The sequence below is a fragment of the Pseudomonas sp. UFMG81 genome (assembly GCF_015354575.1).
Lineage (GTDB): Bacteria > Pseudomonadota > Gammaproteobacteria > Pseudomonadales > Pseudomonadaceae > Aquipseudomonas.
Map to the genome: position 1 here is coordinate 55,132 of NZ_JACAFQ010000004.1, position 21,928 is coordinate 77,059.

26 protein-coding genes and 1 tRNA gene are annotated in these 21,928 nt (G+C 63.7%); 9 read left to right on the forward strand and 18 right to left on the reverse strand.

Annotated features, from left to right (window positions below; all coding sequences use genetic code 11):
* Positions 1-34: 34 nt before the first annotated feature.
* The 8 genes from IX761_RS04500 to IX761_RS04535 all read right to left on the reverse strand — a co-directional run bounded on the left by IX761_RS04500 (position 35) and on the right by IX761_RS04535 (position 5,807).
* Positions 35-994 carry a glutathione S-transferase family protein gene (locus tag IX761_RS04500; protein WP_194788432.1) on the reverse strand — a complete coding sequence of 320 codons (960 nt, stop codon included), beginning with the start codon at positions 992-994 and terminating at the stop codon, positions 35-37.
* 91 nt (positions 995-1,085) lie between these two features.
* Complete coding sequence (locus IX761_RS04505; protein WP_194788433.1) at positions 1,086-2,090, reverse strand: glycosyl transferase family protein; 1,005 nt, start codon at positions 2,088-2,090, stop codon at positions 1,086-1,088.
* On the reverse strand, positions 2,087-2,422 hold the full coding sequence (locus IX761_RS04510) for a TusE/DsrC/DsvC family sulfur relay protein (protein WP_194788434.1): 336 nt from the start codon (positions 2,420-2,422) through the stop codon (positions 2,087-2,089). The genes IX761_RS04505 and IX761_RS04510 overlap by 4 nt, the downstream gene beginning before the upstream one ends.
* Positions 2,419-2,715, reverse strand: a complete 297-nt coding sequence (gene tusB, locus IX761_RS04515; RefSeq protein ID WP_194788435.1) for a sulfurtransferase complex subunit TusB — start codon at positions 2,713-2,715, stop codon at positions 2,419-2,421. The genes IX761_RS04510 and tusB overlap by 4 nt, the downstream gene beginning before the upstream one ends.
* The gene (gene tusC / locus IX761_RS04520; RefSeq protein ID WP_194788436.1) at positions 2,715-3,074 is read right to left on the reverse strand and encodes a sulfurtransferase complex subunit TusC; all 360 of its coding nucleotides are present in this window, start codon (positions 3,072-3,074) and stop codon (positions 2,715-2,717) included. Before tusC ends, tusB begins: the two co-directional genes overlap by 1 nt.
* A 1-nt stretch (position 3,075) precedes the next feature.
* On the reverse strand, positions 3,076-3,468 hold the full coding sequence (tusD, locus tag IX761_RS04525; protein ID WP_194788437.1) for a sulfurtransferase complex subunit TusD: 393 nt from the start codon (positions 3,466-3,468) through the stop codon (positions 3,076-3,078).
* An 87-nt stretch (positions 3,469-3,555) separates the two neighbouring features.
* Complete coding sequence (locus IX761_RS04530; RefSeq protein WP_194788438.1) at positions 3,556-4,935, reverse strand: nucleobase:cation symporter-2 family protein; 1,380 nt, start codon at positions 4,933-4,935, stop codon at positions 3,556-3,558.
* Between the two features lie 200 nt (positions 4,936-5,135).
* On the reverse strand, positions 5,136-5,807 hold the full coding sequence (locus tag IX761_RS04535; protein ID WP_194788439.1) for a Bax inhibitor-1/YccA family protein: 672 nt from the start codon (positions 5,805-5,807) through the stop codon (positions 5,136-5,138).
* 148 nt (positions 5,808-5,955) lie between these two features.
* On the opposite strand from IX761_RS04535, the gene IX761_RS04540 reads away from it, so the two are divergent.
* The 4 genes from IX761_RS04540 (at position 5,956) to codA (ending at position 8,566) form a co-directional block, all read left to right on the forward strand.
* A tRNA-Ser gene (locus tag IX761_RS04540) sits at positions 5,956-6,043 on the forward strand.
* Between the two features lie 128 nt (positions 6,044-6,171).
* Entirely contained in the window at positions 6,172-6,585 is a 414-nt protein-coding gene (arfB, locus tag IX761_RS04545; RefSeq protein WP_194788440.1) for an alternative ribosome rescue aminoacyl-tRNA hydrolase ArfB, read from the forward strand.
* A gap of 311 nt (positions 6,586-6,896) precedes the next feature.
* Positions 6,897-7,079 (forward strand): hypothetical protein, encoded by a 183-nt coding sequence (locus tag IX761_RS04550; protein ID WP_194788441.1) that lies wholly within the window; start codon positions 6,897-6,899, stop codon positions 7,077-7,079.
* Positions 7,080-7,324: 245 nt separating this feature from the next.
* Complete coding sequence (gene codA, locus IX761_RS04555) at positions 7,325-8,566, forward strand: cytosine deaminase (protein ID WP_194788442.1); 1,242 nt, start codon at positions 7,325-7,327, stop codon at positions 8,564-8,566.
* 249 nt (positions 8,567-8,815) lie between these two features.
* Here the strand turns inward: codA and IX761_RS04560 are convergent, their stop codons facing one another.
* Positions 8,816-9,049, reverse strand: coding sequence for a hypothetical protein (locus IX761_RS04560; protein WP_194788443.1), 234 nt, complete (start codon positions 9,047-9,049; stop codon positions 8,816-8,818).
* A 344-nt stretch (positions 9,050-9,393) separates the two neighbouring features.
* Between IX761_RS04560 and IX761_RS04565 the strand changes: the two genes are divergently transcribed.
* Positions 9,394-9,747 (forward strand): SH3 domain-containing protein, encoded by a 354-nt coding sequence (locus IX761_RS04565; protein WP_194788444.1) that lies wholly within the window; start codon positions 9,394-9,396, stop codon positions 9,745-9,747.
* Position 9,748: 1 nt separating this feature from the next.
* Here IX761_RS04565 and IX761_RS04570 read toward each other — a convergent pair whose 3' ends face one another.
* Entirely contained in the window at positions 9,749-10,309 is a 561-nt protein-coding gene (locus IX761_RS04570) for a cysteine hydrolase family protein (RefSeq protein WP_194788445.1), read from the reverse strand.
* Positions 10,310-10,858: 549 nt separating this feature from the next.
* On the opposite strand from IX761_RS04570, the gene IX761_RS04575 reads away from it, so the two are divergent.
* Positions 10,859-11,053, forward strand: a complete 195-nt coding sequence (locus tag IX761_RS04575; protein WP_194788446.1) for a hypothetical protein — start codon at positions 10,859-10,861, stop codon at positions 11,051-11,053.
* A 118-nt stretch (positions 11,054-11,171) separates the two neighbouring features.
* Here the strand turns inward: IX761_RS04575 and IX761_RS04580 are convergent, their stop codons facing one another.
* The gene (locus IX761_RS04580) at positions 11,172-12,089 is read right to left on the reverse strand and encodes a LysR family transcriptional regulator (RefSeq protein ID WP_194788447.1); all 918 of its coding nucleotides are present in this window, start codon (positions 12,087-12,089) and stop codon (positions 11,172-11,174) included.
* A gap of 102 nt (positions 12,090-12,191) precedes the next feature.
* Between IX761_RS04580 and IX761_RS04585 the strand changes: the two genes are divergently transcribed.
* Entirely contained in the window at positions 12,192-12,953 is a 762-nt protein-coding gene (locus IX761_RS04585; RefSeq protein WP_194788448.1) for a sulfite exporter TauE/SafE family protein, read from the forward strand.
* Position 12,954: 1 nt separating this feature from the next.
* Here the strand turns inward: IX761_RS04585 and IX761_RS04590 are convergent, their stop codons facing one another.
* From IX761_RS04590 to IX761_RS04605, 4 genes are all read right to left on the reverse strand, one after another.
* On the reverse strand, positions 12,955-14,379 hold the full coding sequence (locus IX761_RS04590) for a GGDEF domain-containing protein (RefSeq protein WP_194788449.1): 1,425 nt from the start codon (positions 14,377-14,379) through the stop codon (positions 12,955-12,957).
* Positions 14,380-14,491: 112 nt separating this feature from the next.
* Entirely contained in the window at positions 14,492-16,324 is a 1,833-nt protein-coding gene (locus IX761_RS04595) for an SLC13 family permease (RefSeq protein ID WP_194788450.1), read from the reverse strand.
* Between the two features lie 193 nt (positions 16,325-16,517).
* Complete coding sequence (locus IX761_RS04600; protein ID WP_194788451.1) at positions 16,518-16,898, reverse strand: glycine zipper domain-containing protein; 381 nt, start codon at positions 16,896-16,898, stop codon at positions 16,518-16,520.
* Between the two features lie 73 nt (positions 16,899-16,971).
* Positions 16,972-17,160 (reverse strand): hypothetical protein, encoded by a 189-nt coding sequence (locus IX761_RS04605; protein WP_194788452.1) that lies wholly within the window; start codon positions 17,158-17,160, stop codon positions 16,972-16,974.
* A gap of 179 nt (positions 17,161-17,339) precedes the next feature.
* Here IX761_RS04605 and IX761_RS04610 point away from each other — a divergent pair, with 179 nt between their 5' ends.
* On the forward strand, positions 17,340-17,690 hold the full coding sequence (locus IX761_RS04610; protein WP_194788453.1) for a hypothetical protein: 351 nt from the start codon (positions 17,340-17,342) through the stop codon (positions 17,688-17,690).
* Positions 17,691-17,918: 228 nt separating this feature from the next.
* Here the strand turns inward: IX761_RS04610 and IX761_RS04615 are convergent, their stop codons facing one another.
* Positions 17,919-18,992, reverse strand: coding sequence for a helix-turn-helix domain-containing protein (locus tag IX761_RS04615; protein WP_194788454.1), 1,074 nt, complete (start codon positions 18,990-18,992; stop codon positions 17,919-17,921).
* 130 nt (positions 18,993-19,122) lie between these two features.
* Here IX761_RS04615 and IX761_RS04620 point away from each other — a divergent pair, with 130 nt between their 5' ends.
* Complete coding sequence (locus tag IX761_RS04620) at positions 19,123-19,944, forward strand: class I SAM-dependent methyltransferase (protein WP_194788455.1); 822 nt, start codon at positions 19,123-19,125, stop codon at positions 19,942-19,944.
* A gap of 61 nt (positions 19,945-20,005) precedes the next feature.
* Here the strand turns inward: IX761_RS04620 and IX761_RS04625 are convergent, their stop codons facing one another.
* Both IX761_RS04625 and IX761_RS04630 read right to left on the reverse strand, forming a co-directional pair.
* Complete coding sequence (locus IX761_RS04625; RefSeq protein ID WP_194788456.1) at positions 20,006-20,773, reverse strand: SDR family oxidoreductase; 768 nt, start codon at positions 20,771-20,773, stop codon at positions 20,006-20,008.
* A 33-nt stretch (positions 20,774-20,806) separates the two neighbouring features.
* A complete protein-coding gene (locus IX761_RS04630; RefSeq protein WP_194788457.1) occupies positions 20,807-21,874 on the reverse strand; it encodes a phosphotransferase family protein in 1,068 nt (355 codons plus the stop codon).
* Between the last annotated feature and the right edge of the window lie 54 nt (positions 21,875-21,928).

Here is a 21,928-nt window from a genome sequence, read left to right on the forward strand (position 1 = left end):
TGCCGCGAATGGGCTGCAAAGCAGCCCCGCTATGTCAATCCTGCCAGATCCCTTTCCCCGGCAAGCGCGCCCGATCATGGGCCAGGTTGAAATCCTGCAACGGCCCCTTGGGCACGATCCCATTCGGGTTGATGGTCTTGTGGCTCATGTAGTAGTGCTTCTGGATGTGCTCCATGTCCACCGTCTGCGCCACCCCCGGCCACTGGTACAGCTCGCGCAGCCAGTTGGACAGGTTCGGGTAGTCACTCAGCCTACGCAGGTTGCACTTGAAGTGCCCGTGGTACACCGCATCGAAACGCACCAGCGTGGTGAACAGGCGCACGTCGGCCTCGGTCAGGTGCTCGCCGGCCAGGTAGCGTTGCTGGCCCAGCAATTCTTCCAGATGGTCCAGTTCGTTGAACACCTCGTCGAAGGCCGCCTCGTAGGCATCCTGGGTGGTGGCGAAGCCTGCGCGATAGACGCCGTTGTTCACTGCCGGGTAGATGCGCTCGTTGAGTGCGTCGATGCTCGCACGCAGCGGTTCGGGGTAGAGGTCCAGGCGATTACCGGTCACGTGGTTGAACGCGGTGTTGAAGATACGGATGATCTCGGCCGACTCATTGTTGACGATGCGCTTTTCCTGCTTGTCCCACAGCACTGGCACGGTGACCCGCCCGGTGTAGTGCGGATCGTCCTGGGTGTAGCGCTGGTGCAGGTACTGCAAGGCATCGAGGTGATCGCCGGTGGAGCCTTCGTGCTGGTCGAAGGTCCAGCCATGCTCGCCCATCAGCCAGCTCACCACTGAAACGTCAATCAGCGGCTCCAGCCCCTTGATGGCGCGGGTGATCAGGGTGCGGTGGGCCCATGGGCAGGCCAGCGACACATACAGGTGGTAGCGGCCGGCCTCGGCGTTGGGCAACGGGTTACGGCGCTGCGCGTTTTCGCGCTTGAAGGCGCCGTCCTTGCCGGTTTCGTACCACTGGTCATGCCAGCGGCCGTCGATCAAAAGGCCCATGGGAGCTCCTCGGAACAAAGTTGTTTGTCGTTGGAGCCCAGTCTAGTTAAAAGCGTTCGAATAAATAGCGCAAAGAGTGCGGGGTTCTCATCTACTTATTCGATGCTTCACGGTTGGACCAATAGGCCTGAGCGTTGCTGAATGCCAGTTCGCGTGCTTGGCCCAGCCCGCGCAGGGCCAGGGCCATGGTCGCCACCACAGCCAGCTCGCCATAGCTGTCCTCGGCTTCGCCACGCCATACCGCCAGCAGGTGTTCCGGTTGCAGGCTGGCCGGCTTTACGTGGCGTCGTGGGCTCAGGGCGGGCCATTCCTCATCCCAGGCGTCGCCGTTGGAGGCGCCGTAGAGGTGGCTGATGACATCCGGATTGATCTCGATCTCGCCGCCATCGCCCTTGATCACCACGGCATGGTCACCGAGCAGCCGGCTGGCCTCGCGGTGCACGGCCTGGTAGCCGGGGTGGAAGATGCTTTGCAGGCCGCAGCGGGCGGCGAGGGGGTTGAGTACCCGGGCCAGCGAGTGGATCGGCGAGCGCAGGCCGAGGGTGTTGCGAAGGTCGATCATGCGTTGCAGCTGCGGCGCCCAGTCCTGTAGTGGGAAGAAGACCAGCTGGTGGCTGTCCAGTGCGCTTTCGACGCTCTGCCAGTCGCGGCACAGTGGGATGTCCAGCAGATCGAGCAACTGCTCGGTGTACATGCGGCCGGCGGTGTGGGCGCCGCCGCCGTGCATCATGATGCGCACGCCATTGCGGGCCAGGCACTTGGCCGCCAGCAGGTACCAGGGCAGGTGGCGCTTCTTGCCGGCGTAGGTGGGCCAGTCCAGGTCGACGGCGATGCGCGGTGCCTGCAAATGGGCGCGCAAGGCTTCGGTGAAGCCGGCCAGTTCCTCGGCGCTCTCCTCCTTGTGCCGCAGCAGCATCAGGAAGGCACCAAGCTGGGTGTCCTCGACCTTGCCCTCCAGCAGCAGGGTCATGGCGGCGCGGGCCTCTTCACGAGTGAGGCCGCGGGCGCCGCGCTTGCCCTTGCCGAGGATGCGCACGAATTCGGCGAAGGGGTGCTCGGCCGGGGTAACCAGGGTGAGTGGACGTGGTTCGGTCATATGCAGTTGGTCGGCTTGGGCAGGCCCGCCAGCTTGGCGGCGAGTTTGGCGGGAGTGCCATTGAACAGGCGGTTAAGGTGCGGGCTGTTGCCCTTTTCCGTGCCCAGCTTGAGCGCGGTGTACTTGATCAGCGGGCGGGTGGCCGGCGACAGCTGGTACTCCTCGTAGAACTGGCGCAACAGGTCGAGGATTTCCCAATGGTCCGGGGTTAGCGCGATGGCTTCGCGGCCGGCAAGGGCTTCGGCGACCTCATGGGACCAGTCCTGCAAGTCGACCAGGAAACCATCCTTGTCCAGGGCGATCGCGCGATCGCCGACAGTCAGTGTGCTCATAGCCAGCTGTTGACCTTGTCGTATTCCAGGGTGAGTTCGACGAAGGCCGGGTAGTCCACGGCCTTGGCCAGCGCGCCGTCGATGGCGCGGGCCTGGAGGTCTTCGGCGAGGGCATACAGGCGACCGCCGAGGTTGGCGGCTTCAAGTGCATTCTGCGGCTCGCTGCCGGCCTTGAGCGCGTAGGTGGCGTCGCCACACAGCAGGATTGCGTCCTGGGGGCCGAGCAGGCGCAAGCAGCTGCTCAGGCGCTCATCGCCGAAGGGGGAGTGGGTGAGTAAATGCAGGGTCGTCATCAGAGTGTCACCACCTGGTCGAAACGGGCAATCAGCGCAGTCAGTGCGGCATCGTCGAGTACCTCGACCGGGAGGTCCAGCGCCTTGGCGTCCAAGCCGCGTCGGGCCAGGCTATGGCTGCAGGCGAACAGCTCTTCTACACCAAACATCGGCAGGGCCTGCAAGTTGGCAGCGAGATTCTTCTGTTGCACGGCCGCCGGTTGCTGGTTGGCGGTGAGCTGGAATACGCCGTCATCGAGGAACAGCATGCCCAGTGGCAGGTCGAAGGCGCCACCGGCCAGGGCGATGTCCAGCGCTTCGCGGGCGGACGGGCCGTTCCACGGTGCCTGGCGGCTGATAATCAGCAATGACTTGGCCATCTCAGTCGCCTCCGAAGCAGACCAGGCGGTCGGCAATTTGTGCTGCTTCGTGCAGTTGGCCCAGGCCGGAAAGCTCCCACGGTATTGGCAGGTTCACCGCCGGACGCTGGTAGCGATTGGCTTCTTCGTCATTGAGCACGCCCCGGCGTAGTGCGGCGGCAATGCACACCACGGCATCGAGCCGCTGCTCGCTGACGAAGGCTCGCCACGCGGCGGCCACGTCCAGTTCGTCTTGGGGGGCGACGATATTGGCCGAGGCACTGTGTACCCCGTCCTGATAGAAGAACAGCCGGGCAATTTCATGCCCGCCGGCCAGCACCGCCTCGGCGAAACGCAGGGCGCGGCGCGAGGAGGGCGCATGGGCCGGGGAGAAGACCGCAATGGCGAATTTCATTGGAGGCTCGTGCAAAGGAATGCGGCCATGATAAAGCAAAAAGCCCGCGCTGGTGGGCGCGGGCTCTGTGTGCGAGGCGCTGATGACTTAGGCCTGTTCCTTGCTCTCCGGCAGGAACCAGTTGAGCACCAGGGCGCAGATGCCCCCGGTGGCGACACCCGACTCCAGTACATGGCGCAGTGCCGACGGCATGTGGGCGAGGAACTCCGGTACCTGCGCCACGCCCAGCCCCAGGGCCAGCGAGATCGAGATGATCAGCAGGGCGCGGCGGTCGAGGCGAGTGCTGGCGAGGATGTTGATGCCCGATGCGGCGACTGCCCCGAACATCACCATGGCCGCACCACCCAATACGGGCTCTGGCACGGCCTGGATCACCCCGGCGACGCTGGGGAACAGGCCCAGCAGGATCAGCATCACGGCGATCCACATGCCGATATGACGGCTGGCGATGCCGGTCAGCTGAATCACGCCGTTGTTCTGGGCGAAGATCGAGCTGGGGAAGGTGTTGAACAGGCCGGCCAGCAGCGAGTTGGCGCCGTTGACCAGCACGCCGCCCTTGATGCGCTGCATCCACAGCGGGCCTTCGACCGGCTGGCGCGAGACCTTGCTGGTGGCGGTGACGTCACCGATCGCTTCCAGCGAAGTGACCAGGTAGATCACCAGCATTGGGATGAACAATGCCCAGGAGAAGCCCAGGCCGAAATGCAGCGGCGTCGGCACCTGGAACAGCGCGGCCTGGTGCATGCCGGTGAAGTCCAGGCGGCCCAGGTAGCCGGCCAGGGCATAGCCCACGCCCAGGGCGATGACGATGGCACAGCTGCGCATCCACACCACCGGGATACGGTTAAGGATGACGATGATCGCCAGCACCACGCCCGACAGCAGCAGGTTTTCGCCGTTGGCGAAGGTGCCGTTGGCCATGGCGCCGAAGCCGCCACCCATGCTGATCAGGCCGACCTTGATCAGGGTCAGGCCGATCATCAGCACGACGATGCCGGTCACCAGCGGGGTAATCAGGCGTTTGACGAAGGGCAGGATGCGCGACACACCCATTTCCACGAACGAGCCAGCGATCACCACACCGAAGATGGCCGCCATCACGCTTTCCACCGGCGTGCCCTGCTTGACCATCAGCGCGCCACCGGCGATCAGCGGGCCGACGAAGTTGAAGCTGGTGCCCTGGACAATCAGCAACCCGGCGCCGAACGGCCCGAAGCGCTTGCACTGGACAAAGGTGGCGATACCCGAGATTACCAGCGACATCGAGACGATCAGGTTGGTGTCGCGCGACGAAACACCCAGGGCCTGGCAGATCAGTAGCCCTGGCGTAACGATCGGCACGATGATCGCCAGCAGGTGCTGCAACGCCGCCAGCAGCCCGATCAGCAGCCGAGGCTTGTCCTCGAGGCCAAGGACCAGTTCGTTGGCAGGCGCCGCCGCGCCCGGCCCGTGTTCGTGTGAACTCATGGGAAAATGCCGCCCCGGAAGAAAAAAGGAGCGCATTCTACGGGCAGAATCCGGATAGGGGTAGGGGTTGTGCAGATCGCGGCACAATCGCAGATGAAGCTGACTTTCAGGTCAGTAGCTCAGTGGTGTTGGCTGATTTCGTGTAGGCACGAAAAAGCCCGCCGAAGCGGGCTTTTCGTAGTGCGTTCTACTGAATGGGATCAGTCGTCGCGACCCATGATGCCGAACAGCTGCAGCAGGCTGACGAACAGGTTGTAGATCGATACATACAGGCTGATGGTCGCCATGATGTAGTTACGCTCGCCGCCATGGATGATGGCGCTGGTCTGGAACAGGATGCAGACCGACGAGAACAGCACGAAGCCCGCGCTGATCGCCAGTTGCAGGCCGCTGATCTGGAAGAAGAAGCTGGCCACGACGGCGCCCAGCAGGACGAAGAAGCCGGCGGTGATGAAGCCGCTGAGGAAGCTCATGTCCTTGCGGGTGATCAGCACATAGGCGGACAGGCCACCGAATACCAGCGCGGTCATGGCGAAGGCGGAACTGACCACTTCGGCGCCGCCAGTCATGCCCAGGTAGCGGTTGAGGATCGGGCCGAGGATAAAGCCCATGAAGCCGGTGAGGGCGAAGGTGGATACCAGGCCCCAGACCGAGTCACGCAGCTTGGCGGTGAGGAAGAACAGGCCGTAGAAGCCGATCAGCACGACGAACACGTTGGGGTAGCGGAAGCCCATCTGCTGAGAGACGAAGGCCATGATGCCGCTGAAGGCGAGGGTGAGCGCCAGCAGACTGTACGTGTTGCGCAGGACCTTGCTGACCTCCTGCTGCTCGACCTGCTGGCCGTGGTGTACCGCGTAATCCTGTTCGCGCATGGCGACACTCCTTTGGTGTGAACCCGGGCTTTGGGACCTGGGGTATTGAAACGTATGAGGCGGAGCATACCAGAGCTTATGCAACCCGCGACACAGAGAGTTTGACAGCGTGTTTCATTACGGTATTATTGCCGCCGCAAAACCAGCTGGAAGCGTGGCCGAGTGGTTTAAGGCAACGGTCTTGAAAACCGTCGATGGGCAACTATCCTAGAGTTCGAATCTCTACGCTTCCGCCACTAATTCTCATCAAAGCCCTGACTAGTCAGGGCTTTTTTGTGCCTGCGCGATTTTGGCGGAATTGCGTGTTGTTCTATGGGAGAGCAGCAGAGGCTGTGATAATGCGGGCAATCACAAGGGCCATGTCATGCTGATCATCTCCAATAACGTGCATCTGCCGGATGCCGACATCGAACTAACCTACATCCGCGCGCAAGGCGCGGGTGGGCAGAACGTCAACAAGGTGTCCAGCGCCGTGCACCTGCGCTTCGACATTTCGGCCTCGTCGCTGCCCGAGTTTTACAAGGAGCGGCTGCTGGCGCTGCGTGACAGTCGCATCACCAGCGACGGCGTGTTGATCATCAAGGGCCAGCAGTACCGCACCCAGGAGCAGAACCGTGCTGACGCACTGGCGCGGCTTGTCGAGTTGATCATTGCTGCCGGCAAGACCGAGAAGAAACGCCGCCCCACCAAGCCGACCCTCGGCTCGAAGACCCGCCGCCTCGAGGGGAAATCCAGGCGGAGCACCGTCAAGGCAGGTCGGGGCAAGGTGCAGTTCTAGGTGTTCAGCTACTTCACGCCTGGCGACCGATACCCTCAACAATCCCCAACCCGGTTGCTTAAAAGAATTGGCGAAACCGCTTCCCTATCCTCAATCGGCGCATAAGCAATAGCCCCATGATGCTGGCGCTGCACCGAAGCCGGCACCACCGTCCAATGGCGGCCTGTAATGCGTTTGCCCAGTGCACAGCCGTGACCTCCAATCCCTGCCTGGCAAACAGCGCCAACACATGGTCCGCACAGCAGGGCCGGGTAGAGCACCTGCAGCGTGGGAGCCAGCCTGGCCAAGGGGAGCGGCTGCCCCAGTGCGTAATGACCAGTCGGCAATTGGCCTCGGGCACCGAGCTGTTCTGGCCACTGTTGCTGGCCGAGGAGATCGTCACCCAGCCGCAGGTGAACTGCGACTCCAGCTGTGCGCCCCCCTGTGGGAGCGGCTTTAGCCGCGAAGCAGGCGACACGGTGGATGGCACCGGCTCTGCCGGTGTTCGCGGCTAAAGCCGCTCCTACAGGGGGCCTGCCCAACCAGTGGTCCAGCGCTATTCAAGGAGATGCCCATGCTGTTACATGTGAAACTGCTGGACCCGCCCAAGGCCGCGCAACTGAGAACCGACGAAAAGGCGCAGGCCCAGTGCCTGATCAAATCAGCAGGCGCTTGAGTGGCGGCCCGCTGTATCGTAGGGGCATTCCGGTCGCCATGCCGGTGTGGCGCAAGCGAGAAGCCCAAGGCAAGGAGTATCCACATGAACATCATCAACGCACGGCTGCGTGGCAAGTCGGGCTTGTTTTGTATTCGGCTGGAAGGTGACCGCATCGCGGCCATCGAACCGCAGGCCAGCGTGCTGGCGCTGAGCAACCCTGAAGATCTGGACGCCAGCCAGAACCTGGTGGTGGCGCCCTTCATCGAACCCCATATCCATCTGGATGCCGCCCTCACGGCGGGTGAACCCCGTTGGAACATGAGCGGTACGCTGTTCGAGGGCATCGAATGCTGGGGCGAGCGCAAGGCGCTCACCACCCACGATGACATCAAGGCCCGCGCCAGGAAGGCCCTCGACATGCTGGTGGACCATGGCATCCAGCACGTGCGCACCCATGTCGATGTGACCGACCCCGCGCTCACTGCGCTCAAGGCCATGGTCGAGGTGCGCGATGAGGTGCGTCAACTGGTCGACCTGCAGATCGTTGCGTTCCCCCAGGAAGGCATCGAGTCGTTCGCCAATGGCCGTGCCCTGATGACCGAGGCCGTGGCCATCGGTGCCGACGTGGTGGGGGGTATCCCGCATTTCGAGAACACCCGCGACCAGGGCGTGTCGTCGGTGAAATTCCTGATGGACCTGGCTGAGCGCAGTGGTTGCCTGGTGGATGTGCACTGCGACGAAACCGACGATCCGCAGTCGCGCTTCCTCGAGGTGCTGGCCGAGGAGGCCCGGGTGCGTGGCATGGGCGCTCGGGTGACGGCCAGCCACACCGTGGCCATGGGGTCCTATGACAATGCCTACTGCTACAAGCTGTTCCGCCTGCTCAAGCTGTCCGGCATCAACTTCGTGTCGTGCCCGACCGAGAGTATTCACCTGCAGGGGCGTTTTGACAGCTTCCCCAAGCGTCGTGGCGTGACCCGTGTGGCCGAGCTCGACCGGGCCGGGATGAACGTTTGTTTTGGCCAGGACTCGATCGTCGATCCGTGGTACCCGCTGGGCAACGGCAACATCCTGCGCATCCTCGAAGCGGGGCTGCATATCTGCCACATGCTCGGTTATGAAGACCTGCAGCGCTGCCTGGACCTGATTACTGATAACAGTGCCCGCACCCTCAACCTGGGCGAGCGCTATGGCATCGAAGTCGGGCGGCCGGCAAACCTGCTGCTGCTGTCGGCGCCGGATGACTACGAGATGGTTCGTAGCCAGGGGCATGCGCTGGTGTCGGTGCGGCATGGCAAGGTGCTGATGCGCCGCACGCCTGCACGGGTCGAGCGCTCTGCCTGAAGCTTTGGCGCTAAACCGGGGCCGCATCGCGGCCCCAGGCTTCTATGTGGCATTCACGATCGCTGGGGCTGCGATGCAGCCCTTTCGCGACACAAGGCCGCTCCTACAGAAGACCTGCGCAAGACAGTTGCTCCCACCTCGACCGCGCGATTCACAGGACTTGAGGATATCTGTGGGCGCTGCGGTTCGCCGCCGCGACTTGCCAGCCATGAGGCCGCTGCGCAGCGGCCACAGGGAGAGGGCTGCACGTCACTGCAAGGTCGTGGGTTTGAACGGTTCGGAGAAGCTGGCCAGGGTTTCTTCGATATTCGCGATCAGCTTCGTCAGGTGATCCGCCCGTTGACGGTCACCCTGCGCTTCGAGCTGTGCCCGTTCCTGGCGCAGGTTCAACAGGTGCTTTTGCAGGGCGAGGGCGGAAGGTTGGTACTGTTCCATGTCGATCTCATCGCTGGTGGCCTCCATGCCGTTGTGGGTGCGGTGCAAGGTATCAGCTCATTCCAGTGCTCAATACTGATTATTCATACACGTTTCCGGGTAATGGCTTGTAGGCGTACAAAAGAATCAGAAACATCCCACAACGTATTCGGATACTCGGTTTTTCACCCAGCCTATGGAATGGCTTTGCAGGCCTGGAATCGTCACAGATGCAGTGGTCGCTGCGAGGTTTCGGTTGCTGTAGGACGTTGCCCTGCTACCTGAAACTTGATGTTGCAATTGGCCGCTCCCCTTCCGCCAGCAAATGGGTTTTCGATGTCGCCGTCGACGCCTGGCAACCCATGACCCTGTTGCACTAACATCCATGGTTTTTCTCAGCCAGGGAGTGGCCAGTGAAGTACGTCGTGATCGAACCGCACCGCAGTGACTACCCTGCGCCAATCACTTTCGCCCGCGGCACCTTGCTGGACATCGGCCAGCGTTACGAGGGCGAGGAGCATTGGGAGGACTGGTACTTGTGCAGTTGTACCGGGCAAGTGGCGGGCTGGGTGCCGGCCCAGGTCATCGAGCGGCTTGGTGTCGGCCGGGGCAGGGCGCTGGAGGCTTACAGTGCCCATGAGCTGGATGTCGACCCGGGCCAGCAGGTCGAAGGTCTGCGGCCCCTGAATGGCTGGCTCTGGTGTCGCCGCCTGCGCAATGGCGAGCTGGGCTGGCTACCGCAGTCGAAGCTGCGCTTGCTGAGCTGACTCAGCTGGCGTCGAGCACCTGGGCGGTATCGAGAATGCGGGCATAGTCCATGGCCAGGTTGGCCAGCGAAAGGGTGTGCACGTCTTGTGCGGACCACACTCGCCCTTGCAGGTCAGGTTGGTCGAAGGTAAAGCAGGCGTCCGCCACCACCACGGTGTCGAAGCCCAGGTTGCCAGCCGAGCGTGCACTGGCTTCCACCGAGTTGTTGGTGATCACACCCACAATCACCACGCGGCCGATCCCCCTGGCATGCAGCCATTGCTCAAGGCCCGTATGGCAGAACGCGTCGGGCACATGCTTTTCGAACAGTGCCTCGCCTGCGCGTGGAGCAAACGCGGGCTGGAACTCGCAGCCCGACTGGCCAGGCCAGAAAACCGAGCCTGGGTCGCGGGAAATGTGGCGCACATGCACCACCGGGTGCCCTGCAAGGCGCCAGGCGGCAAGCAGTTCCAGCATGCGTAGCTCGGCCTCGGGGTTGTTGCGGGGGCCCAGGCGTGGATGGTTGATGCCGGTTTGCATGTCGATGATCAGCAAGGCGGCCGGGGGCGTGATGGCGGTCATGTGAGCAGGCCTCGGGAAGGTGTGCCGACCCTAGCACAACGGCATGTGGGCATAGCAAGGGCAGGGTGCCATCGAAGCAAGTCACAAACTCCATCTGATCCGCTTTTTTTCCTCGAACCTGAATCTGTAACCGTATCAGCCGGGCGCCGACAATAGCCGCAACGCCCAGCCTTCCGAACCGGTGAGCGCTGGGCAGGCTGCGCTGCTCTGCACCCGCATCGGCCAGCCCCGCCGTTTCGTCATTACACTGTAGAGGTTCCGATGGGCAAGCTTGCTCTGTTCCTGGGTGGTTTTCTGCTGCTGACTATCATGATCGGTTTGCTGGGGACCATTCCGCCCGGCTGAAACGCCTGCTACTCCTCTTCGGCCCGTCTAACGCAAAGGCGGGCTCGATGTCCCTTCCGGGCGTTCCTGCCCACTCTGCGTGCTTGGTTGGACAAGCGGTAGCTGCAAGTCATTCTCAAGTGGACGGTGCTCGTGTAATCTCCCGCCCCCGTCAAAGGGCCCGGGAATTCGGGCCGATCACCTGCACTGGAGACAATACACACTATGGAATGCAAGAAAGGCACTGCAGCGATGCTGGAGTGGCGCGGTCGTTTTCTCGGTGAGGGCATCCTGCACGAAGAGGACTACGATCAGGCACTGCGTCGTGCCGAACAATTGGAGCATTCCGGAGTGATCAGCCCAAGCGAATGGATCGAACTGGTCAAGCTGGCCAACGCGGCGTTGCTGCGCTTGCGATAATTCCTTCAAGCCTTGATGAAACTGTCCACAAAAATCGTGGGTAGGTCTGTGGATAAAACGCTGTAGGCCTTGTTAACCGGGGCTTCTGTTAGATTGAACAGAAATTGAGCAGCAGGTTTCAGGGCATTTTCCCCTCATCCGGCCGGGCCGCGCGCAGGGCCTGCAGCAGCTCGCGTACCCGTGCCGGTACGTCGCCTGCGGGGTACACCGCATGCATTTGCGGGTCCTGACCGCTGCTCGAGGTCAGGTGGTATTCGGGGCACACGCGTACCAGGCGCCCGGCACGCACTTCGGGCTCGGCCAGCCAGTCGGCCAGGCGGGCGATACCGGCGCCGGCCAGGGTGCTTCGCACCACCGCAACGCCAGAGCCCAGGCGTAGCCGAGGTTGCGGCCGGAGGCTGGTGATATGCCCGGCACGGCAGAAATGCCAGGCTTTGAGGATGCGTGGCGCGGTATGCAGGATCAGCGCGTGGCGCTGCAGGTCCTCCAGCCCCTCGGGCGTACCTTCTCGTGCCAGGTAACCCGGGCTGGCGTACAGATGGCGACGGTAGGCCCACAAGGGGTAGCCGATCAGCTCGCTGGACTGGGGAAAGGCGCCGCGGATGACGAAGTCCAGCTTGCCCTGCAGCGGGTCGAGGGCCTGGTCGCTGAACTGCACGTCGAGAGTGACCTGCGGATGGCGCCGGGAAAACTCGGCCAGCACCTGTGGCAAGACCTGCTGAGCCAGTACCTCGGGCGCGGCCAGGCGGATCCAGCCCTTGGCGCTACCGGTCAGCGCGGCGAGTTCGTCGGCGGCGTCGCGTTGCACATCCAGCAAGCGTTCGGCATGAGGCAGCAGGCGTTCGCCGGCTTCGCTCAGGGCCACGGCACTGGCGTTGCGGATGAGCAGCTTGGTCCCGCAGTTATCCTCCAGTGCCTGCACCGCCCGGGTGACGGCACTGGGTGAACGGCCCAAGGCGCGGGCTGCGCTGACGAAGCTGCGCTTGTGCGCAACGCTGACAAAGGCTTGGATCTCGCGCAGCATGTCCAGGGCCATGGAAGTACTCCTCGTTGCAGTTTTCGCAACGTGGTATTTCAACACAACGGCGTCGCTTTGATTAGTCTGGTGGCCTGCCTGTTACTGCCCGGACCCACGTTCATGATGGATATTGCCCTGCTGTCGCTGTTCGCCTTCGCCGCTGGCCTGATCGACGCCGCCGTGGGGGGCGGTGGGCTGATCCAGATCCCGGCGCTGTTCAACGTGCTGCCCGGTGCCCAACCCGCGGCGCTACTGGGCAGCAACAAGCTGGCCTCGGTGTGCGGCACCAGTTTTGCGGCGCGCTCGTTCATTCGTAAGGTGAAGCTCGATTGGGGGCTGATCGTGCCGGCGATGTTGAGTGCCTTCGTCATGTCGTTCTGCGGTGCGGCCACGGTGTCGCTGGTGCCGGCCAGCGTGATGCGGCCGATGGTGCTGGTGCTGATCGTGCTGATGGCGGTCTACACCTTCTGCAAGAAGGACTTCGGCACCCTGCACAAACCCACGGTGATCGGCCGCCGAGAGCAGTGCCTGGCGGTGCTGATCGGCGGTGCCATCGGTTTCTACGACGGCCTGTTCGGGCCTGGTACCGGCAGCTTCCTGATTTTCCTGTTCATCCGCTTCTTCGCCCTTGATTTCCTGCACGCCTCGGCGTCCGCGAAGCTGGTGAACATCGCCACCAACCTGGCGGCACTGGTGTTCTTCATCCCGTCTGGCAACGTGTTGTGGGCGATTGCCCTGCCAATGGCGCTGTTCAATATCCTGGGTGCGCTGACCGGCACCTGGCTGGCCGTGCGCAAGGGGGCGGGCTTCGTGCGTGGCTTGTTCCTGATCCTGCTGTGCGTGCTGATCGCCAAGCTCAGTTGGGACCTGCTGGCTGGCTGAATCAGACTGCCTGGCGCTTGCCCTCGGCCTGCTCGACGCGGTTGCGGCCCTGGGCCTTGGCCCGGTACAGCGCCTGATCCGCCTCGGCCAGCAAGACATCGAGGCTGGGAGCGGGCAACTCACCTGAGCAGCCGGCCAGGCCGATGCTGACCGTGATCGGCAGGCGGTGCCCAGCGTATTCCTGGTGCAGGTCCTGCACCGCCCGGCGCAGGCGTTCGGCGGTGAACTTGGCCTGTTCCGGCGCCAGGCCAGGAATGACGATGGCGAACTCCTCGCCACCCAGGCGGGCGAACAGTTCGCCTTCGTGCAGCTGGTCCTGCAGGGTCACGGAAAATTCGCGCAGCACTTGGTCGCCCACTGCGTGGCCATGCTGGTCGTTGATGGCCTTGAAGTGATCGATGTCGAGCATCATCAAGGTCAGCGGCCGGGCCGGGCTGTGCTGTCGGCGGCTGTCGAGCAGGGCATTGGCGCGTCGCGTGAAGGCACTGCGGGTGAGGGCGCCGGTAAGGTGGTCGATGGTCGCCTGGTGCGCAAGGCGCGCCATGAGGCTGCGGTTGGCATTGCTCACGCAGGCCACCACCAAGGGCCCGAGGACCAGCATGGCGATCCCCAGGCGCGCCGACATCAGCGTGGTCACCCCCGGTTCGCTCTGCGGCACGCTGAAGTGCATGAGGTTCTGTGCCACGGCGACGATCAAGGTGCTGCCGGCCGTGAGGGTCAGCAGCGAAACGAGGAAGGGTGAATAGCTCAGCGCGCACCACAGCAGCGCGGCGATCGGGAAAGCGATGGCCCCTGGCCCACCGAAGGCGATGCTCAAGGCCAGCGACGCCAGCAGCACCAGCAGCGGTGCGAGGCTGATTCGCTGGCTGCCACCGCGGGTCAACGCGCGGGGCGTGGGGGCGGTGAGCAGCACCGGCAGCACCAGCACGCTGGTGGAGAATTGCTCGCTGAACCAGGCCAGCCAGGTGGCGCGCAGCGATTGTTCGAACCACGGCGCGGCCATTACGCAGGCCAGGCTGGCGGCGACCATGGCCCCGACGGCGCAGGCACCGAACAGGCACAGGGTACCGTGGGGTGTACGCAGCCGGCGGTGAGCCCGCGGCAGGCGCGCCATCAGCCACCAGATACTGACGATGGCGCCCAGGTTGCACAGGTTGAACCAGAGCGCTGGCGCCCAGGCGCTGCCTGTGACCAGGTCGGCGACCAGCATGCCCAGGTACACCAGGGCGAAACCACCGAGGCTGGCCTGGCGCGGGTTGCGTAGCAGCACCCCGGCCAGCACCGCGTTGACCGGCCAGAACAGCGAGAGGGATTCGATCGGCCTGGCCAGGATGCCGCCCAGGGCCAGGGCGAGGGTCAGGCCAAACAGGATGACCAGAGGCTGCAGGCGCGATGAGGCTGGAGTCACCATAGGCTCGACCGACAAGCGAAGACGGAATCCAGGAAAACGGCTGTAGGCACCTGGGCTGATGTCGTGTGAGTGTGTTTCAACTGATGAATTGATGTCAATTCACTGCAAGCCGCGTGGATCCGGCTCCTCACGATAGCTTGAACAGGTACGGCACCATCACCACGGTCACCAGCATCACCAGCAGGGTGAAAGGCACCCCAACCTTGACGAAATCGGCGAAGCGATACTGCCCTGGGCCAAGCACCAGGGTGTTGACCGGCGATGACACCGGGGTCATGAACGCCGCCGAGGCGGCCAGGGCAACCGTCATCGCGAACGGGTAGGGTGACAAACCCAGTTGCTGCGCCGTGCTGACGGCCACTGGCGCCATCAGCACGGCAGTGGCGGTATTGCTGATGAACAAACCGATCAGCGCGGTCACCGCGAACAAACAGGCGAGGATCGCCGCAGGCCCGGCATCGCCCAGCAGGCCCACCAGCGCGCCGACCGCCAGGTCGATGCCGCCGGTCTTCTGCAACGCCAGGGCGAACGGCAGCATACCGACGATCAGTACCAGGCTCTGCCAGTGGATTGCACGGTAGGCACTGTTCATATCGATGCAGCGGCCAGCGCCCATCAGCAGGCAGCCAATCAGTGCCGCAATGACATTGGGCACCACGCCGCTGACCATCAGCCCGACCATCACCGCCAGGCTGACCAGCGCGTAGGGTGCACGGGCCCGCGCCGGGGCCACCTGGTCGATCTCGGCGGGCAGGCTCAGCACCAGGAAGTCGCGGGGCTTGGTTTGCAACTGGCGTACGGCTTTCCAGGGGCCGATCACCAGCAGTGTGTCGCCCAGGCGCAGTTTTTCTTCCACCAGTTGCCCCTCGATAGCCTCCTGGTCGCGACGCAGACCGACCACGTTGAGGTCATGGCGGGTACGGAAGGCCAGTTCGAGGATGCTCTTGCCGATCAGTTGCGAGCCTGGCGGTAGCGACACCTCTGCCATGCCCACCTCCTGCGACTGGTCGATGAAATAGGCCGCCTTGAAGTGCAGGGGTTCCAGTTGCATGGTCTGGCACAGGCTGCGCAGGTCGTCGCGGTTGGCGAACAGATCGAGCAACAGAATATCGCCCTGTTGCAACACGGTAGTGGAGTCGGCGGTGATCACCCGGGTGGTGAACTTGTGCTGGCGCTCGATGCCCACTACGTTGGCGCCATGGCGGGTGCGCAGCTCGAGCTCACCGAGGGTGTGGCCAATCAGCGGCGAATGCGGGCGGATGCGCAGGCGCCGCTCGCGACCACTCAGTTTGTAGTCCAGCACCAGGTCGAGCAGGGTACGCCGGCTTTCCAGGCGGCCGTCCTTGCGCACTTCACCGTTGAGCCAGTGGCGGGCCACAAGCATGTAGCCGACCCCCAGCACCAGCACCACCAGGCCGAAGGGGGTGAAGCTGAAAAAGCCGAAGCCTTCGAGGCCGTGACGCACCAGTTCGCTGTGCACCACCACGTTGGGCGGGGTGGCCACCAGGCTGAGCATGCCGCTGATCAGGCCGGCGAAGCTCAGTGGCATCATCAGCCGGCCGGGCGAAAGCTTCAGGCGCGCGGCGATGCTCAGCACCACCGGGATGAAGATCGCCACCACGCCGGTGGAGCTCATCACTGAACCCAGGCCAGCCACCGCGACCATCAGCAGCACCAGCAGGCGTGCCTCGCTGTTGCCGGCCCGCTCGCTCATCCATTCGCCGATACGGTAGGCGATGCCGGTGCGCACCAGCCCTTCGCCGATCACGAACAGCGCCGCGATCAGCACCACGTTGGGGTCACTGAAGCCCGCCAGCGCCTGCTCCACGGTCAGGATGCCGGACAGTGGCAGGGCCAGGATCACCAGCAGGGCGACCACGTCCATGCGCGGGCGATTGATGATGAACAACACGACGACGATGGCCAGCAGGCCAAGCACCCAGAGCAGCTCTTGGTTCATGGGGAGGGGGTGTTCCTTCACACAGGGCACGGAAAGGCGATGGCCCTAAGTGTGGCACCTCGAAGTGGATGCGTCGTTGACGTGCTGCAATGTTTTGCCGGGCTGAACGACCGCGGGGCAGGTTCGCCCCCACATCCCGGCATTAACTGGGGCGTGGGGGCAAACCTGCCCCGCGACAATCAAACGGCTTGGATCAGTGGCGGTGCTTGTGCTTGCGGTTGTTATCACCCATGTGGTTGCCGATGGCGCCACCGGCCGCGCCGCCCAGGCCGGCACCGATGGTCGAACCGTTGGAGCCGCCGAGCTTGCCGCCGATCAGCGAGCCGCCTGCCGAACCCAGGCCGCCACCAATGGCCGCCTCGGTGCGGTTGCCCTTGCGCGCGCCGACTGCGCCGCCGGCCGCGCCGCCCAGGCCGGCGCCAATGGCGGCGCCGGTGCTGCCGCCGATCTGTTTGCCGACCACGTTGCCCAGGGCGCCGCCCAGGCCGCCGCCGATGGCCGCGGTGCCGTCACCGGCGAAAGCACCCTGGCAGAGCAGCAGGCCGAGGGCGAGGGAAGGCAGAGTCAGACGCATGTTGTGAACCTCAGAGGAGTCATCAGGGTGGTGTGCCGCGTTGCGGGCGGCGGATCAGGGTTGGGGAGACGCTTCAGCGCCAGTAGCGGTCACGGTACTGGCGGTTGTCATCGTCATCGTTGTCGCGATCGTGACGGTGGTGATGGCGGTGGTCGCGATCACGGTCGCGCCAGCCGTCATCGTCGTCGTGGTAGTGGTGGCTGTAGCAGCCGCCCAGCAGCAGGACGGTGGCGATCAGCGAAAGGCTTGCGAAGCGAGTCATCACGATATAGGTCCTTGATCGGTAAAGGTTTACCGGGCACTCGCTATGACCGGGAACGGTCGATTTGGTTTCTTTGCCGCGCAAGTATTTGTGGCGCCGGCGATGGGTGGCGTGCCAGGCGCCGAAGGGCGCATCGGCATGCTAGAGTCGCGTTCTTTTTTTACTCCCGAGGATGGAACATGCGAGCGATTCTGCCGATGACTGTGGCGCTGCTGCTGGTGGGCTGTGCGTCGTCGACCATGGAGGCGGCGCGCAACGGTGCGCCGACCGCGCGCCTGGACTCGCACAAGACACCGGACCTGGTTGCCCAGTGCATCCAGTTCAGCTGGCAGGAGGAGAAGACCTTTGGCGTGGACGCCAGCGGTTACCTGGAAGCGCGCAAGGCCGGTGGCTTCACCGTCTATACCCGTGAGGCGGAATCGTTTGTCGATGTGTACGCGCAAGCCGGTGGCACACGGGTCGACTACTACGCGCAGCGCAACGATGGCATGGCGTTGCAGCGCCGGGCGGCGGCGGCGACCTGCCTGTGAGTTGGCAGCGGTTGGGCTGACGCTATTGCCGGCAAGCCCTCCACATCTTGCGCGGTCTTTGTAGGAGCGGCCTTGCCGGGGCGCCGGACCGGTCGGAAAGGGGGGCGCAGCGCCCCAAAGGATCTCGAGTACGTCCAAGATCGCCGGGGCCGCTCTGCGGCCCTTTCCGACCGGTCCGGCGCCCCGGCAAGGCCGCTCCTACAGGACACAGTGCAAGACGAACCGCCGTCAGCTCAAACGTGCCTCGAGCCCGGCGATATGCGCCTGCAGGCGCTCATGCTCGGCGCGTTCGGCGGTGATGTCCTCGAACACACTGATCAGGTGTTCGGGCTGGCCATCGGCGTGCCGTTGCAACGAGGTACGTGCGCGCACCCAGATGTAGCGGCCATCGTGGTGGCGCACGCGTTTTTCCACTTCATAGCGCTCGATCTCGCCGGCCAGCATGCGCTGTAGCAGCATCAGGTTGTGCGGCAGGTCGTCCGGGTGGGTCAGTTGCTGGAAGGTCATACCGTACAGCTCGCTTTCGCCGTAGCCGAGCAGTTCGCAGAAGCTGCCGTTGACCCGGCTCCAGCTGCCGTCGGGCTCGATGTAGGCGAGGGCGCCCCAGGCCAGTTCGAAAATGGTGCGAAAGCGCTCCTCGCTCTGGCGCAGCTCTTGCTCGGCGACCTTGCGCTCGGTGTTGTCCATGCTGATGCCGACCATCTTCACCGGGCGCCCGACGCTGTCCTTGAGTACCGTGGCGCGCGAGGCGATCCAGCGTTGGCTGCCGTCGGGGCGGGTGATGCGAAAATCGCATTCGCAGCCCGTGCCGTCGGCCACGGCCTGGGCGTACATGCTTTGCATGTGGTGGGCGTCATCGGGGTGGATATGCGCCCAGAAATCCTCATTGCGCCGTACCGGCCAGCCGTAGACCGCCTCCACGTTGGGTGAGTAGGTGACTTCGTCGCTGACCAGATTCCACTCCCAGGTGACGATACGCGCGCCTTCCTGGGCCAGCTTCATGCGCGTTTCGCTTTCCATGATCTCGGCGGTGTAGCGCCGACGAACATCGGTCATCGGCAGCTCGACCACCTCGGCCTGCTGCACGCTGTGCAGGGCCTCTTCGCCGTAGCGCAGCCAGATCCAGTTGACCTTGAGCAGGTCGGCCAGCTTGCGCAGGTTGTCATAGTCGATTTCACCGCCGCGTGTCCATTTATGTACCGCGGTGCGCGAAATACCCAGCGCCGTGCCCACGGCCTGCAGGGTCAGCTTGTGGTGTTCGAGCAGTTCCTTGAGGCGAAAGGCGAAGCTGTTTTCCGTCATGGGTGCTGGATCCTTGGGCGGGAGAGGAGGCAGTATACCTGAGCCGTAAACCCTGGGTTGACGGGGTGTTGCCGCTTATTGCGGGTGCGGTTAACGTGGCGCTTCTCGCCATAGGACAGGGATGAACCGCATGAGCCGATCACTGCAACTCAACCGCGCCAGCTGGGATGAGCGGGCGCCACTGCATGCCGCCTCCAGGGATTATGAGGTGGAGACCTTCGTCGCCAATCCCGAGCACCTCAGTGAAGTGGTGCGCTTCGACCTGCCGCGCCTGGGCAACATTCGTGGCTTGCGTGCAGTGCACCTGCAATGCCATATCGGTACCGATACCGTGTCGCTGGCGCGCCTGGGCGCCGATGTCTGCGGGCTGGATTTTTCCGCGGCTTCGCTGGCTGAAGCGCGCAAGCTCGCCGCGCGTTGTGGCGCCGCTATCGACTATGTCGAATCAGACGTCTATCTGGCCGCCCAAGCGCTGCCGGTCGGCAGCTTCGACCTGGTCTACACCGGCGTGGGGGCATTGTGCTGGTTACCCGATATCGACCGTTGGGCGAGCACCGTGTCGGCATTGCTCAAAGAGGGCGGCCGGCTGTTCCTGCGGGATGGCCATCCGATGCTGATGGCGGTGAACGAGGATGTTCAGGATCGCCTCCAGCTGGATTACCCCTACTTCGAGCGGGAGGTGCCGACGGTGTGGCACAGCGATCAGACCTACGTCGACACCGACCAGGCCCTGAGCCAGACCGAAACCCACGAGTGGAACCACGGATTGGGCGAAGTGATCGGTGCGCTGTTGCGCAATGGCCTGCGTATCACTGGCCTGGAGGAGCACCAGAGCATCCCCTGGGAGGCGCTGCCTGGGCAGATGGGCAAGGGCGACGACGGTGAATGGCGCCTGCTCGAGGCCCCCTGGCGGCTGCCGCTGAGCTATACGCTGCAGGCGGTGAAGGAGTAACCATGCCGTAGGCGCCAGAAAGGGCTGGCGACTACGGCAGAACCGAATGGCTGGCGACCACTCAGGACAGGAAACCGCCATCGACATTGAGCGCGGTGCCGGTGGTGTAGCTCGATGCACTGCTTGCCAGGTACAGCACCGCGCCGGCCATTTCGCTCGGGTCGGCCACGCGCTTGAGTGGCACCTGCTGCAGCACGGCATCGCGAATGCTGTCGTTCTTCACCAGCGCCGAGGCGAACTTGGTGTCGGTCAGGCCTGGCAGCAGGGCATTGCAGCGGATGCCGAACTGCGCGCACTCCTTGGCAAAGACCTTGGTCATGTTGATCACTGCGGCCTTGGTAACCGAATAGATGCCCTGGAACAACCCCGGCGACACGCCGTTGATCGAGGCCACGTTGATGATGCTGCCGCCGCCGTTGTCACGCATCAGCTTGCCGGCTTCCACCGACATGAAGAAGTAGCCGCGGATATTCACGTCGACAGTCTTCTGGAAGGCGCCAAGGTCAGTGTCGAGCACGTTGCAGAATTGTGGATTGGTGGCGGCGTTGTTGACCAGGATGTCGAGGCGGCCGAACTGTTCGCGGATGCCGGCGAACACCTGCTGGATCTGCTCCATCTCGCCGATATGGCAGGCCATCGCGGTGGCCTTGCCGCCGGCGGCGATGATCGCTTCGGCGACCTGCTGGCAGCCGTCGAGCTTGCGGCTGGACACGATCACATGGGCGCCCTGCTGGGCCAGCAGGTGGGCGATGGCCTCGCCGATACCGCGGCTGGCGCCGGAGACGAAGGCGACTTTGCCGTCGAGGTCGAACAGGTGGGTCTTGGACATGCTGTTATTCCTTGTTGTCTGTCGCTGCCGGGGTTACAGGGTGGATTTTTCGATCAGTTGCAGGCTCATGTGCTCCAGCAGCTTGTTCATGTGGATGAACTGGGCGAAGCGCTTATCCTGGGTCTGGCCGTGGAAGAAGCGGTAATAGATCTGCTGGACGATGCCGGCCAGGCGGAACAGGCCGTAGCAGTAATAGAAGTCGAAGTTGTCGATGCGAATGCCGGCGCGCTCGGCGTAATAGTCGACGAACTGCTGGCGAGTCAGCATGCCGGGGGCGTTGCTGGGTTGGCGGCGCATCAGTTGCACCGGTGCCGGGTCGTCGGCCTGGATCCAGTAGGCCAGGCTGTTGCCCAGGTCCATCAGCGGGTCGCCGATGGTGGTCATCTCCCAGTCCAGCACACCGATGATGCGCATGGGGTTGTCGCTGTCGAGGATGACGTTGTCGAAGCGGTAGTCGTTGTGCACGATGCCCGGGCGCGGGTGGTCGGCGGGCATTTTTTCACGCAGCCAGGCGATCACTTTTTCCCAGCGTGGCGCGTCGGGTGTCAGGGCTTTTTCATAGCGGCTGGCCCAGCCCTCGATCTGCCGCTGCACGTAGCCTTCCGGCTTGCCCAGGTCGGCCAGGCCGCAGGCGCTGTAGTCGACCTGGTGCAGTTCGACCAGGCGGTCGATGAAGCTCTTGCACAGGGCTTCGGTGCGGCTGGCATCGAGACCGAGATCCGCCGGAATGTCCGAGCGCAGGATGATGCCCTTGACCCGCTCCATCACGTAGAACTCGCCGCCGATCAGCGACTCGTCGGTGCAGTGCACGTAGGCTTTCGGGCAGTAGGGGAAACCGGCGTTGAGCTGGTTGAGGATGCGGAATTCGCGTCCCATGTCGTGGGCCGACTTGGCCTTGTGGCCGAACGGCGGGCGGCGCAGGACGAACTCCTGCTGTGGGTAGGCCAGCAGGTAGGTCAGGTTGGAGGCGCCGCCAGGGAACTGGCTGATGGTCGGGTGGCCTTCCAGGCCGGGGATATGATCCTTGAGGTAGGGATCGATGACGGCGGCATCGAGTTCTTCGCCGGGGCGGACCTGGGTGGACTGATCGGTGAGCGTCATGCGATTTCCTTATGATCGATAGCAAGGACTATTGGCTAATCTAATTTCCCATAA